Raw genomic sequence first — 12,722 nt, forward strand, 5'->3', positions numbered from 1 at the left:
CAATGAGCTTCCAGGTAAAACCTATTACCAGCTTCAAGCGCGATGTTAAGCGGCTCGGCAAGAAATACAGGTCGCTACCCGACGATTTGAACGCCATAGTACAGGAGTTGCGCGACAACCCGTACAAGGGCACCGGCATCGGCCACGGCTGCTACAAAATCCGGCTGGCTATTGCCAGCAAAGGCACCGGCAAACGCGGCGGAGCCCGCGTTATCACCTACGTGCGGGTAGTCAACGAAACCGTCTACCTGCTCGCCATCTACGACAAGTCGGAACAAAGCAGCTTGAGCGACCAGCAGGTGCTGGCGCTATTGGGGCTGTTGGACGAGTAACAGGTAAGGGCGAAAGCACCATAATGCCATCAACGACTCGTTCGGCGAGTCCGGCACCCCCGACCAGCTGATGAAGCGGCACAAGCTCAACGAAGCCGCTATTATGGCCGCCGTGGAGAAATCAATGGCCCACAAGGCCAAGTATTTTTTTTGCTCTACTAAAATCCTGATTGCCCCGTTCGCCCCTGTTGCGGTCGGGGCAGTTGGGATTTTATTTTTATCTAATTATCAGTTTGATAATTTCCACTTTTCTCAACAGAACGTTTTCTTCTGCCTTAGAAGCACCATAACTAATAAATTGAATTTTGGGATATATCAGGCTGACACTATTTGAATATTTTACAAGTTTGGGAGCCGAGTTACTTTTCTCATCAAAATCAATTAGCCCGTAGCGAGCAATGACGTCAGCGAAAGTATGAATATCGGGCTGGATACCCTTGGCAGATTGAATATTAGAGTTTACATTAAAATCTAACTCTTCGAGCTTATTTTTTCGCCTGATATTTTTTGAAATATGCGCTGTTATTCCTCGCTGGTGATATTGCATTAATACTGACAGCAGGACTTCCTTGGTAATACACCCTCCTCCTATCGCCATTGCAGTTGATTTACCTACAATTTTCTCAGATTTATATCTTCTGCCTATGTTTTTCTGAACGTCATCTAAGTTGGACTTACCTACTTGTAGGCCTCGGTAAATTGAGTCTCCCTGAAGAACCGTTTGTGCCCCGGTTGAAGCCGCATATGTGAGTAGTAATAGGCATAGAAATAATACTTTCATTATAAATTTAGCTTTAGGATGAGGAAGCAAATTACCGTTTTTTTGTTCACTGAATGAATCAGCTATCTGCCAGACCGCGCTTCCCACTCCCGGTGTAGCAGCGCGTACTGCCGCTCGCTGCCCCAGCGGCCCTTGAAGAAGATGTTGTCGATAAATTCGCCTTCCAACCGGAAGCCGACACTTTCGAGCAGGGCAATGGAAGCGGCATTATCCGCGTCCACGGTTTCAACTACGCGGTGGAAATCGGGGAGCCCGAACAGAAAGTCGAGCAATGCCAGCAATACTTCCTTAGCGTACCCCCGGCGCTGCTCAGCGGGCGAAATGGTGAGGCCGATTTCCGCCATCCGGCTGTCGTCTTCCTGGAGGCAGATGGCGCAGTCGCCGATGAGGCGGCCGGTACGCTGGTTTTCGATGCCGTACTGCACCCACTGGCCGGGGTGGCCAAACTCGCAGTGGGTTTGCTGAGCGATGAACTCGGCGGCCTGCTCGCGGCTGAACACGTCGAAGCCCTGGTAGCGGGTCACGGCTGGGTCGGCGCGGTAGGCGTGAAAGTCCGGCAGGTCGGTGGGCCGCAGGTTACGGATGCGCAGCCAGGCAGTTTCGAGGCTCAAAGCGGGCATAGAGGCGGTAGCTGACGGGTGAGAATTACGGCTGCTTCGGGCCGGCGGGCCGGGCCGGCACCTCCCCTTCTTCCAACTGTTCCTCCTGCGGCGGCTGCGGCGCCCGGGCCGCAGCGAGCTGCACTTCATCTCGGTGTATTTCCTGGATGTACTGGCCCTTGAGCTGGTCGTAGAAGGAGTGGCGGTTGACGAGGTTGGACACCAGGTTGGCCAGCAGGGCCGTCATCATCAAATAGAAGATGATGTTGTGGCTGTTGGTCATCTCGATTACTAGAATGGACGAGGTGAAAGGGCTGCGCGTAACGCCGGTCAGGAAGCCCACCATGCCGCAGAGCACCAGCAGGTTGGTGGCCGTGTCGGTGAGGTACATCCAGCCCGCCACCACGGCCCCGATGCTGGCCCCGGCGCTGAGCGCGGGCGCGAAAATACCGCCCGCCACGCCCGTGCTGAACGAAAGAATGGGGCCGATGATGCGCAGCAGCGGCACGTACCATTCCACGTGTTTGTGGTCGGTGAACAGGGTTTCGAACATAATTTCCTTGCCCGAGCCGAACATGCGCTCATCTACCAGCACGGCCAGCAGGGCAATGGCCAGTCCGCAGGCCAGCGGGTACACCATCTTCTCGACGGCCGAGGTCAGTTGCTGCTTGCGGCGCAGAATGAACAGGATGGCCTCGCCCATGCCGCTGGCCGCAAAACCGGTAATCAGGGCCACCAGCATCACCACGAAAATAATCCAGATCGGGATGTTGTCGAGGCGCGGGTAGCCCAGGTAGAGGTAGGGCCCGAGCAGGTTCAGGGCCGTGAGGCCGGCAATGATAACGCCGGTCAGTAGGGCCGATTTAAAGAAGTTGAGGTGGGTTTTGGTCAGTTCCTCAATGGCAAACACGATACCGCCCAGCGGCGTGTTGAAGGCCGAGGCGAGGCCGGCGGCGGCCCCGGTAATAATCATGTTCCGCTTGGAGATTTTGGGGTACCAGGCGGGCAGCAGCCGGTTGATTTGCTTGAAGATGGCGGCCGAAATCTGGATGGTCGGCCCCTCGCGGCCAATCACGCCGCCGCCCAGAATCACGAACAAACTCGAAGCAATTTTTACGATGATGACCCGCACGCTCAGCAGCCGCGCAACCTTGTAGTTGTGGCGGGGGTTGGAGAGGTCGATGGCGGCCGTTACCTGCGGGATGCCGCTACCCCGGGCGAAGGGCGCGTAGCGGTTCACCAGCCACCAGCCAATAAGAAAACACAACGGTGTGAGCAGCAGAAACGCCCACTTCGATTCGGGCGAATGGTGGTAGACGTAGCGGGTGCCGGCCTCGGCCCAGGCAAATAGCTTGGCGTAAAGCACCGCTACCAGGCCCGTTATCAGGGCACCTACCCAGAAGGGCAGCGCGTTGAGCAGGTCGCGCTTGAGGTGAATGTTATCAATGGCATCGTAGCGGTGTTTGAGCTGCCTCCTGATCCTATTCACCAATTCCATCATGCCTGTTTACTGGGTGCCGGCCGGGCGCATCTAGCTCATATCGTGGGCGAAACGTCCATCCGGCCAACTTTCGCGGCTCGCCCCGGGCCCAGGCAACCGCGCCGGACTGGCCGCAAAGGTCAGGCTTTTCCGGTGAGCATCAGATGATTTTTTGGGGAAAATCGGGTAATGGTTATTACCCGGCGGCGCCAAAGTAACGGCAGTTGCTGGCCCCGGCCCGGCAGCTTACGCCTTTTCCTCTGCCGAATTCTCGACCCGAAATTTGGGCGCTTCGTAATCCTTGGGCAGGTACTGGGGCGGCAGGTTAACGGGGCTGCCGTCGCGCACGGCCCGGAAGTGGGGCGACATAATCTCGACCCCGGCCTCGTTGAACTTGTCCTGGATGTTCTGGTGGATGCGCGAGTAAATGGCGGCCTGGCGGTTGGCCTCGTGGGTGTAAGCGTTGAGCTGGTACGACACGTAATAGTCGTCGAGGCTGGTCTGGAGTACGAAGGGCTTGGGCTCAGCCAGCACCAGTTCGCTGGCCAGGGCAGCCTCCAGCAGCAATTGGTGCACCTGCTGCCAAGGCACGTCGTAACCGATGGTGACGGTGGTATGTAGAATCAGGCCCAGGGTGGGCGCGGCGGTGGTGTAGTTGGTGGTGTAGGAGCTCATCACCGACGAATTGGGAATCGTGATTTCCTCATTTTTCACGGTTCGCACGCGGGTTACGAGCAGGGTTTTCTCCACGATGTCGCCCGTGACGTCCCCGATTTTCACCCGGTCGCCGATTTTGTAGGCCCGCATGTACGTCAGCACCAGCCCGGCCACGATGTTGGAGAGCGAGCCGGCTGAACCGAACGTAAACAGGAAGCCCAGAAACACCGACACGCCCTGGAATACCGGCGAATCGGAGCCCGGCAAATACGGGAAAATCACGACCAGGGCGAAAGCAAACACCAGCACCCGCACAATCTGGTAGGTAGGGTTGGCCCAGTCGGCGTAGAACCCCTCAATCGTCAGGTTGCCCTCTCTCACCTCCTCCTTAATGGAATAGATGGCCTTGAGCACGTACCGGAACACCGTCACAATCACGATGATGGTGAACAGGTTGGGCAGGTAGTTCCAGAAGGCCAGCCCGATTTTTTTGAGCGGGTTGAACACGTAGCCCAGCAGCGTATCGGCAATGCCCTGGGTGCCGGGGAAGATGCTGAACACGATGGGCAGCACCAGGTAAATGGTGAGCAGCACGACCACCCACTGCACCACCGTTGCCAGCAACAGCACGGTACTAAGCTGGCGGTGCTCATTAAAAAACTCGTAGTTGCCAAACTTGATGCCCTGAAACCACGTGCCCTGCTTGGCGCTCAGCCGGACCCGAATCCAGCGAAAAAGCTTGATTACATACTTCACCGTGAAATAGAGCACCACCAGCACCAGCAGCGTAAGGCCGATTTCCTTGGCGATGCTTTTGAGGCTATTGGCATCTCTATAAGCCACCACGGCCGCAATAATCTGGGTGCGGTGGGCGCGGGCTAGCGAATCGCGCGACACGTTCTGCCAGAGCGCGTCGTTCTGGCTGATGCTTTGCAGCACCTGCTGGCCGTACATGAGGTCGGTGGTTTGCTCCGAGGGGTAAATCAGCAGCGAATCGGGGCTGAAGAATACTCCTTTCTCCAGGCGCACAATTTTACTTTCGGTGAGCTGGGCCCGCTCCTGGGGCGTGAACGGCCCCAGCTTGGTGTACACGTAGAACAGCGTATCGCCGTGCGGGGCCACTGGAAAGCCTTTGGCGTACTGCTTAAGCGAGTCGATGTACTGGCGGGAGCGGGCCTGGCGCAGGGAATCGATTTGGCGCAAGGCCCGGAGCTCGGTCATTAGATCCCGTTCGCGGCGTTTATCTTCCGAACTGTTATTGAGCGTGAGCAGCTCGGTCTGAATCTGTTCGAGGCGGCCGGAGTTGGCCCGGCGCAGCGAGTCGATGCGGCGCAATGTTTCGGTATCAGTTACTAACGCCTGGGAACGAACCGAGTCCTGGGGGTTGGCCGGGCTGCCGGGCCGCACGACCCCCGTTTTGGAGGCTTGGGGGACCTGTTTCATGGGCGGCGGAATCACCTGCCCCAGGGCCGGCGTCAGCAGCCCCAACCATAGTACCAGAATTTGTAACGCGGAACGCAAAGCCATACGGGAAAGAATTGGCGAGCAGGCCCGACCAGGCGGCCAGCGCAGCACTTAATGCAGTAATGATAGGCAAAAGCGGGCTATTGCGCCCGTAGGAGCGGCTTTCTTTCGCCAACCAAGTAGCCGATGCCGACGAACGGGCGAGTGTAAGGGTCTTACCTTTGCCGGGCTCACCCGTCTTTTCGCTTCATTCCTTGTCCCGATTCGCGCCAGCTTTCCGCCGCGCCGCCCCCGAATTGCCCATGTCCAGACTTTACGTTCTTCTCTGCTTTTTTGGCTTACTCCTCCCCTTCACTACCCGCGCCCAGAATCAGCAGCAGGCCGATACCACCCTCATTGTGTATGCGGGCCAACTGACGGGCGCCTACAGCCGGGGCGGCGTGAACCGGGTGCTACTTGCTACCACCCAGGCCATCACGTTCACCCGGGGCAAGCACCTGGGCCTGCCGCTAAACCTCAACTTCGCCTATGGCAAGCAAGACGGGCTGCTGCGCGAGCGGGAGCTGCTGCTCAATGCCACGCCCTATTACTACAAGGGCCGGTTTCGGGCCTACGCGCTGGGCGGCTTCGAGCGCAGCAACCTGCGCGGCATCACGCGCCGGGTGCAGCTCGGGGCTGGGCCGGGCTGGGCGTTTTACTCCGACACGCTGGGCCGGGAACTATCGGTGAGCAACCTCATCATCCGGGAGCAAACCAACTTCCTCGACGGCACCACCAAAGTCACGGCCCGCAACTCGGCCCGGCTCAAAGTGGTGTACTTGTTCCGCCTGCTCACGTTCAACTCCACCACCCTCTACCAGCCCTCCCTCGGCGACATCAGCAACTACCGCTTTAGCAACGTTTCCACGGCCGCCCTCAAACTCACCAACGACCTGGCCCTGACCCTCTCGTACAACTACTCCCACGAAAGCCAGTTCAGCGAGGGTAAATCGCCCGACAACACCAACATCACGATAGGTTTTTCTTACGCCACCAAGCGGTAAGCAGGGAGATTCTTCAAACAAGAATGTTTTCACCCATTCGGATTAAACTTGGCATCGGCTGCGGCCTCCAACCCGCTCAAACCCCGCTCCCTCACCCGCCCTGTGCCCTTTGGAAGACCAGGAGATCCTCACTAAGTTCCGCGACCCGGCCTCCCGCAACGTGGCCTTCAACCAGCTCGTGCGCAAGTACCAGCGCAAGGTGTACTGGCACGTGCGCAAAATGGTCATCAACCACGACGATGCCGACGACCTGACCCAGGATGTGTTCATCAAGGTCTGGAACCACCTCGAAAACTTCCGTCAGGATGCCTCACTCTACACCTGGATTTACCGCATCGCCACCAACGAGTGCCTGAGCCTGCTCAAGAGCAAGCGCCGCAAGTTTCTGCTGCCCCTCACCGACCTCACGGCCGAGCTCACGGCCAACCTGGAAGCCGACGAAAGCCTGGCCGGCGACGAAATCGAGCTCAAGCTCCAAAAAGCCATCCTGCGCCTGCCCGACAAGCAGCGGCTGGTATTCAACCTACGCTACTACGACGAGATGCCCTACGAGCAGATGGCCGAAGTAACCGGCACCAGCGTGGGGGCCCTGAAGGCGTCTTACCACCACGCCGCCAAGAAAATTGAAGCAATGATCAACGCTGATTGAATCACTTATATGCGTTGGTTTGTGCGACTAAAAGCCAATTTATTACTCAACAAACTACCTCCACCCCAAAGCATAAAAGAATCAGTGTTATCACGATTAATCAGCGAAAATCAGTGATTAAACTTTCCGGTCTTACTTGCCTCCAACTGCCATGAATACGCCTTTTAGTCTGGACGAGCACCGGCGGCAGCCCCGCCCCACCCTGGCCCCACCCCCTGACCGCTACTTCGAGCAGTTGCCGATGCGGGTGATGCAGCGCGTAACGGCTGCTCCCACTACTGTTCCCGCCTGGGGTTGGCTGGCGGCTCTGTCGGTGCCGTTGCGCACGGCCCTGGCCTCGGTGCTGGTGTTGGGGGGGTTCGCGGCTTCGTTCCTGGTTAGCTCCCCCAACGGGTCTGTTTTGCCGGCTCCCGGCGCCGCCACGCTCGCCCAGATTCCGCGCGAAGAGTTGGTGGAGTATTTGCTGGCCACCGATCAGCGCGTTACCCTCACCGATTTGGCCGAGCTGCCCGGCACGGCCAGCAACGCCCCCGCCGGCACGTACCTACAGACTTCGCCAGACGAGCTTCAGGACCTGCTCGACCAGCAGCCAACCGCCAACGAATACCTATAACCCCCTAACAGGTGCCCGCTACCGCTAGCCTGCACCACCCTTGCCTTTCTTCCGTTCGATTTTTGATTCCTCCCTCATGAAGTACCTTCTCCGCACCTTTCTATTGCTGAGCATGCTGGTTGCCTGGCCCCTGGCCGGCGCGCAGGCCCAGCGTGGCGGCGGCCAGCAGCGGCAGGAGCGCCTAAGCCAGCTCGAAAGTGCCCGCATCGCCTACCTGACCGAAAAAATCGCCCTCACCCCCGAGCAGGCCCAGAAATTCTGGCCCCTCTACAACGAGTTCACGGGCAAGCGCCGCGACCTGAACCTGCGCCTGCGCCGGTTACGCCCCAACCAGGCCGATGGCCTCACCGACCAGCAACTGCGCGACAACCTCAACCAGTCGTTTACGCTGCGCCAGCAGGAAATTTCACTCGAAAAGGAGTACTTCGACAAGCTGCAGCGCGTGATTTCCGTGCGCCAGGTCGGCAACCTGTTTCTAGCCGAGCGGCAGTTTACCCGCGAAGTGCTCCGGCGCGTAGCCAGCCGCCCCAGCGGCGGCCCCGATGGCCTCGACGACTAACCAAAAGCGAACGAGGCGGGCCCTTTTGGGTTTGTATTGGTTTAACAGAACGGCTGCTTCGGCGGCCGTTTTTGTGGCAGCAGGCAGCCAAGCCTGTCCGCCGCCTTACCTTTGCGCCCTGCCGAATTGGCCGGCACCCAGCTTCCGGCTCGCCCGGCGGCCGGTACCGGCCCCATCTACTGCCCCGTATGCTTACCCCCCGCCAGCTTTTCCTGCGCCATCAGGCCCAAACCTCCGATTTCCCGCTACTGCTCGAAGTTGAGCGGGCTGAGGGCGTGTACATGTACGGCCCCGACGGCCAGCGCTACCTCGACCTGATTGCCGGCATTGGCGTGAGCAACGTGGGCCACCGCCACCCCCGGGTGCTGGCCGCCATCCACGACCAGCTCGATAAGTACCTGCACCTGATGGTGTACGGCGAGCTGGTGCAGGCCCCGCCCGCCCAATTGGCCCAGGCCCTCACGGCCACTCTGCCCGCCCGCCTCGACAACGTATACTTCACCAACTCGGGCACCGAGGCCGTGGAAGGCGCCCTCAAGCTGGCCAAGCGCCATACCGGCCGCACTAAGCTGCTCAGCAGCCACAACGCCTACCACGGCTCCACCCACGGGGCCCTGAGCATCACTGGCTCCGAAGGCTTCAAGAACGCCTTCCGGCCCCTGCTGCCCGACGTCCACCAATTCCGCCACAACAACTTCGATGATCTGGCCCTGATTGATGAGCGCACGGCCGCCGTGGTCATCGAAACGGTGCAGGGCGAGGCGGGCGTGCGCGTGCCTGCGCCCGGCTACCTGCCGGCCCTTCGCCAGCGCTGCACCGAGGTGGGCGCGCTGCTGATTCTGGACGAGATTCAGTGCGGATTCGGGCGGACGGGTACGTTCTGGGCCTTCGAGCAGTTCGGCATCGAGCCCGATATCCTGCTCACGGCCAAGGGAATGGGCGGCGGCATGCCCATTGGGGCCTTCATCGCGCCCCAGGCCATTATGGCGGGCTTCAAAACCGACCCAATTCTGGGCCATTGCACTACGTTTGGGGGCCACCCGGTATCGTGCGCGGCTTCGTTGGCCACGCTGCGGGTTATTCAGGAAGAAAACCTGCTGGCCGGGGTGCAGGCCAAGGCCGAGCGGTTTCGGCGGCAGCTGGTGCACCCGGCCATCCGGGAAGTGCGCAACTGCGGGCTGCTGATGGCCGTGGAGTTCGACTCGTTCGAGGTGCTCAAGCCGATTATCGACCGCGCCCTCTGGCAGGAGCACCTGCTCACCGACTGGTTCCTGTTCTGCGACAACTCCCTGCGCATTGCCCCCCCGCTCACCATCAGCGAAGCCGAAATTGACGAAGCCTGCGCGGGCATTTTGAGGGCAATTGAGAGTTAAAGATCAGAAGTGAGAAATGGCCGTTGAATGATTCCCAAAAGGGTCATTCAACGGCCATTTCTCACTTCTGATTTCTTAGTTCTAATTCCTCAGTTCTTCAACAGCGCCAGCGCATCGTCTTTGATCTGGTCGCGGGGCAGTCCATCTTTCACGCCCTGGGAAATCCGGCGGATCAGGCCGCTCACGATGTCTTGCTGGAAACCCAGGCGCTGGGCCATTTCTACGCAGAAGCTCATTTCGGTATCGTCCACGATGCCGTCGGCCAGCATCATATCTACGAGGTCAAAAATCTGGTCGAACCGTTCCGAGTCGTTGTCGGGCAGCACCATGTCCACGATGCTGGTATTGCCCACGATGGAGCGCACCTCGGCCGAGCGCATACCGTTTTTACGTCCCACAGCCACAATGAAACTCATTTCCCGCTCGTCGATGTGGCCGTCGGCCTTGGCCAGCGCGGCTAGGTTCATGATATGGCTTTTGACTTTTCTGGTTTGCTCGTTTTCAAAAAAACCAAACATAAAGGCAAGTATTAGGCAGGTGGGAATCGGTGGTGAAGGTCGACGAATTCGGGGGTGGGAAAGGGCCGAGCGGTCCAGCGTGGAAGTTAAGTTACTCGTTTTGGAACCAAGACGCAACAGCCCGGATACGCAAACGCCCGCAAAACAGCCGGGCTAAGGCGCCTGTTTCATCTTTTCTGGCATAGAAGGCGGTATTTTCGACGCTTATTCGCCACCTTTGCCCGTTCCGGTCCGGCCGGTTTTTTCGCTTACGCCAGAGCATCCTTATGATAAAGCGCATTGCAGTTTTCACCAGTGGGGGCGACGCGCCCGGCATGAATGCCTGCATTCGGGCCGTGGTGCGCACCGCTATTTACCACGGCATTGAGGTGTACGGGATTATGCGCGGCTACAGCGGCATGATCAAGGGCGAGTTCGTTAAGCTCGACTCGGCTTCCGTTTCTAACACCATCCAGAAGGGCGGCACCATCCTTAAGTCGGCCCGCAGCCAGTCGTTCATGACCCGCGAGGGCCGCCAGCAGGCGTTCGATCAGCTCGTCAACCATGGTATTGATGGGCTGGTGGCCATTGGCGGCAACGGCACGTTTACCGGGGCTACCCTCTTCGAGCAGGAGTTCGGCATCCCAACTGTGGGGGCGCCCGGCACCATCGACAACGACCTCTACGGCACCGATTACACGATTGGTTACGACACGGCCGTGAATACGGCCCTGGAGGCCATCGACAAAATCCGCGATACGGCCGACTCGCACGACCGTTGCTTTTTCGTGGAAGTGATGGGTCGCGACTCGGGCTACATTGCCATTCCCTGCGCCATCGGGGGCGGGGCCGAAATCGTACTCATTCCCGAAACCCAGCTTTCCACCGAAGCCGTCATCGACATTCTGCGCAACGGCCACAACCGGTCCAAAACGTCGTTTCTGGTCGTTATTGCCGAGGGCGACGAGGAGGGAAACGCCCACGTGGTGGCCCGGCAGGTGAAGGCCGCCATTCCGCAACTCGATACCCGCGTGACCGTTATCGGCCACATCCAGCGCGGTGGAGCACCTTCGGCCGCCGACCGGATGTTGGCCTCGCAGATTGGCATTGCCGCCGTGGAAGGCCTCATGAACGGGATGCGCAACGTCATGGCCGGCATCGTCGACCGCAAGCTCGTGTACACCCCCTTCGCCGACACCATTCACAAGAAGAAGCTCATCAACCAGAGCTTTATGCGAATGGTGGAAATTTTGAACGCGTAATCTGTTTACACCTGTTCTTCACTGGCTTACGGCCAGGCAGAAACGCTTATCTTCCCTGCCAAAGCTTGATGCTTTGGCAGGGATTTTGTTTTAGGGTAAAAAGTTCCTTTTCCAATCATTTTTATCTTTTCTATATGGAATTCTCTTACTCCACTCTGGCTGTAGCTAGCGCCCTGGGATTCGCCGCGCAGGCGCAGGCCCAGCAAACTGCTTCTCCTGTAAATCCGCTCTGGCGCGTAGGGGTGGGCGGCTCGTTCAATGGTTCCGGCGACTATCCGGTACTCAAGGCGCACATGGAGTACGCCCCGCTGCTCGGAGCGCACGTACGCTCGGCGTCGCGGCTGGCCTACATCGGCAACTCTGATCCTATTGTGCTGGACGGCGTGTTTCGGGTACCACAATCCTACCGAGCGGCCAATCTGGAGCAGGAGTTTCATTGGCTGCCTTTCGGGGGCAACAGGGCCGTGGAACTGGGCGTGGGCGGCGGCGGCTTCGTGGGCTACGCCAAAAGTGAGAGTTACACTATGTATGGTCGAAGCTCCGACCGGGGCTATTTCTCCGTGCCCGACAATTACAAAGGGGTGCAGGTGGGCTACATCGCTTCGCTCTATCTCGATTTTGCTCTCAACCAGGAGCGGACCTGACGGCTGGGCGGGCGGCTAGCTTACCAGCAGGACAACCGCGGTACGGCCCTGCCGGGCGCGCAACTGCAGCTTAGCCGAGCCTGGTAAATATTGCTGGGTCCCAGCATACGGATAAGCCAGAATAGGATCGAATATTCTTGCCCTTCCAACCAATTTGCTATCGGTCGAACCTCATAGCCTTAGCCCCATATGAAGCTTTATGCACGAAATCAGACGGTAAAATAGCAACGGGCTGCCCGCCACTGTCCGGATACAGGAGCGGTGGCAGACAGCCCGTTGCCATAGGCTGTATTGCTGATGCGCTGCCAGCCCATCCTGGCTCCAGCTGAACCTACCCACCGGCGTTTATCTGGTGCGCGGCACCGGGCAGGCAGTTTGCTTACTGGTGAACTAACTTCCTCCTTGCTCTGGCAATTATTTTCTAACGGCCTACCACAAATGCGGTGGGCTGTTGGCGTACTGGTGGGCAGGTAGAACAAGAATTTTACTATTCCTACTACGCTTGCCGCTACTTGAGCAGCATACTAGCCGGTTGGTTTACACTATTCTGCCCGGTTGCTTCCACAACCAAACAAGTTACTGAGCAACGTAAGCAGTGGCAGAATCTTGAGCATCAAATTTGTCTCTTTTATTTAGGACTTACGCAAAAGGGTTAAATTGAAGTAAAAAAGCATGAAAGTCACGGTGCAGCTTTACGGCCAATTTCTGCTCAGCAGCCACGTCAATTACACCGGCACTTACCTGGCCGAGCACCTGGCTGGTCTGACGC

General features: G+C 58.5%; 13 protein-coding genes. 8 read left to right on the forward strand and 5 right to left on the reverse strand.

Annotated elements, in window-relative coordinates:
• The first annotated feature begins 2 nt into the window (after nucleotides 1-2).
• Entirely contained in the window at nucleotides 3-332 is a 330-nt protein-coding gene (locus tag CDA63_RS09910; RefSeq protein ID WP_088464295.1) for a type II toxin-antitoxin system RelE/ParE family toxin, read from the forward strand.
• Nucleotides 333-549: 217 nt separating this feature from the next.
• On the opposite strand, the gene CDA63_RS20425 is transcribed toward CDA63_RS09910, so the two are convergent.
• The 4 genes from CDA63_RS20425 to CDA63_RS09930 form a co-directional block, all read right to left on the reverse strand.
• Complete coding sequence (locus tag CDA63_RS20425; protein ID WP_126546806.1) at nucleotides 550-1,113, reverse strand: hypothetical protein; 564 nt, start codon at nucleotides 1,111-1,113, stop codon at nucleotides 550-552.
• 62 nt (nucleotides 1,114-1,175) lie between these two features.
• The gene (locus CDA63_RS09920; protein ID WP_088464297.1) at nucleotides 1,176-1,733 is read right to left on the reverse strand and encodes a GNAT family N-acetyltransferase; all 558 of its coding nucleotides are present in this window, start codon (nucleotides 1,731-1,733) and stop codon (nucleotides 1,176-1,178) included.
• A 25-nt stretch (nucleotides 1,734-1,758) separates the two neighbouring features.
• Complete coding sequence (locus CDA63_RS09925; RefSeq protein WP_088464298.1) at nucleotides 1,759-3,213, reverse strand: chloride channel protein; 1,455 nt, start codon at nucleotides 3,211-3,213, stop codon at nucleotides 1,759-1,761.
• Between the two features lie 225 nt (nucleotides 3,214-3,438).
• Nucleotides 3,439-5,376, reverse strand: a complete 1,938-nt coding sequence (locus tag CDA63_RS09930) for a mechanosensitive ion channel family protein (protein ID WP_088464299.1) — start codon at nucleotides 5,374-5,376, stop codon at nucleotides 3,439-3,441.
• Between the two features lie 239 nt (nucleotides 5,377-5,615).
• Here CDA63_RS09930 and CDA63_RS09935 point away from each other — a divergent pair, with 239 nt between their 5' ends.
• From CDA63_RS09935 to CDA63_RS09955, 5 genes are all read left to right on the forward strand, one after another.
• On the forward strand, nucleotides 5,616-6,356 hold the full coding sequence (locus tag CDA63_RS09935; protein WP_088464300.1) for a DUF481 domain-containing protein: 741 nt from the start codon (nucleotides 5,616-5,618) through the stop codon (nucleotides 6,354-6,356).
• Nucleotides 6,357-6,465: 109 nt separating this feature from the next.
• Nucleotides 6,466-7,005, forward strand: a complete 540-nt coding sequence (locus CDA63_RS09940) for an RNA polymerase sigma factor (protein ID WP_088464301.1) — start codon at nucleotides 6,466-6,468, stop codon at nucleotides 7,003-7,005.
• Between the two features lie 151 nt (nucleotides 7,006-7,156).
• Nucleotides 7,157-7,618, forward strand: coding sequence for a hypothetical protein (locus tag CDA63_RS09945; RefSeq protein WP_088464302.1), 462 nt, complete (start codon nucleotides 7,157-7,159; stop codon nucleotides 7,616-7,618).
• Nucleotides 7,619-7,694: 76 nt separating this feature from the next.
• Nucleotides 7,695-8,177: a hypothetical protein gene (locus CDA63_RS09950; RefSeq protein ID WP_088464303.1), complete on the forward strand. Its 483-nt coding sequence runs from the start codon at nucleotides 7,695-7,697 to the stop codon at nucleotides 8,175-8,177.
• A gap of 188 nt (nucleotides 8,178-8,365) precedes the next feature.
• Entirely contained in the window at nucleotides 8,366-9,550 is a 1,185-nt protein-coding gene (locus CDA63_RS09955; protein ID WP_088464304.1) for an aspartate aminotransferase family protein, read from the forward strand.
• An 89-nt stretch (nucleotides 9,551-9,639) separates the two neighbouring features.
• Here CDA63_RS09955 and CDA63_RS09960 read toward each other — a convergent pair whose 3' ends face one another.
• Complete coding sequence (locus CDA63_RS09960) at nucleotides 9,640-10,068, reverse strand: tellurite resistance TerB family protein (protein WP_088464305.1); 429 nt, start codon at nucleotides 10,066-10,068, stop codon at nucleotides 9,640-9,642.
• 269 nt (nucleotides 10,069-10,337) lie between these two features.
• Between CDA63_RS09960 and pfkA the strand changes: the two genes are divergently transcribed.
• Nucleotides 10,338-11,309 (forward strand): 6-phosphofructokinase, encoded by a 972-nt coding sequence (gene pfkA / locus CDA63_RS09965; RefSeq protein ID WP_088464312.1) that lies wholly within the window; start codon nucleotides 10,338-10,340, stop codon nucleotides 11,307-11,309.
• Nucleotides 11,310-11,443: 134 nt separating this feature from the next.
• Nucleotides 11,444-11,953, forward strand: a complete 510-nt coding sequence (locus CDA63_RS09970) for a hypothetical protein (protein WP_088464306.1) — start codon at nucleotides 11,444-11,446, stop codon at nucleotides 11,951-11,953.
• Nucleotides 11,954-12,722: the final 769 nt, after the last annotated feature.

The sequence above is a fragment of the Hymenobacter amundsenii genome (assembly GCF_002204745.1).
In the GTDB taxonomy this organism is placed as follows: Bacteria; Bacteroidota; Bacteroidia; order Cytophagales; family Hymenobacteraceae; genus Hymenobacter; species Hymenobacter amundsenii.

Excerpts from the sequence above, each read along its gene's own strand:
- CDA63_RS09955 (WP_088464304.1), top strand. The coding sequence starts at position 8,366 with ATGCTTACCCCCCGCCAGCTTTTCCTGCGCCATCAGGCCCAAACCTCC.
- CDA63_RS09925 (WP_088464298.1), bottom strand. The coding sequence starts at position 3,213 with ATGATGGAATTGGTGAATAGGATCAGGAGGCAGCTCAAACACCGCTAC.
- CDA63_RS09970 (WP_088464306.1), top strand. The coding sequence starts at position 11,444 with ATGGAATTCTCTTACTCCACTCTGGCTGTAGCTAGCGCCCTGGGATTC.
- CDA63_RS09930 (WP_088464299.1), bottom strand. The coding sequence starts at position 5,376 with ATGGCTTTGCGTTCCGCGTTACAAATTCTGGTACTATGGTTGGGGCTG.
- CDA63_RS09910 (WP_088464295.1), top strand. The coding sequence starts at position 3 with ATGAGCTTCCAGGTAAAACCTATTACCAGCTTCAAGCGCGATGTTAAG.
- CDA63_RS09960 (WP_088464305.1), bottom strand. The coding sequence starts at position 10,068 with ATGTTTGGTTTTTTTGAAAACGAGCAAACCAGAAAAGTCAAAAGCCAT.
- CDA63_RS09945 (WP_088464302.1), top strand. The coding sequence starts at position 7,157 with ATGAATACGCCTTTTAGTCTGGACGAGCACCGGCGGCAGCCCCGCCCC.
- CDA63_RS09950 (WP_088464303.1), top strand. The coding sequence starts at position 7,695 with ATGAAGTACCTTCTCCGCACCTTTCTATTGCTGAGCATGCTGGTTGCC.
- CDA63_RS09920 (WP_088464297.1), bottom strand. The coding sequence starts at position 1,733 with ATGCCCGCTTTGAGCCTCGAAACTGCCTGGCTGCGCATCCGTAACCTG.
- CDA63_RS20425 (WP_126546806.1), bottom strand. The coding sequence starts at position 1,113 with ATGAAAGTATTATTTCTATGCCTATTACTACTCACATATGCGGCTTCA.
- CDA63_RS09935 (WP_088464300.1), top strand. The coding sequence starts at position 5,616 with ATGTCCAGACTTTACGTTCTTCTCTGCTTTTTTGGCTTACTCCTCCCC.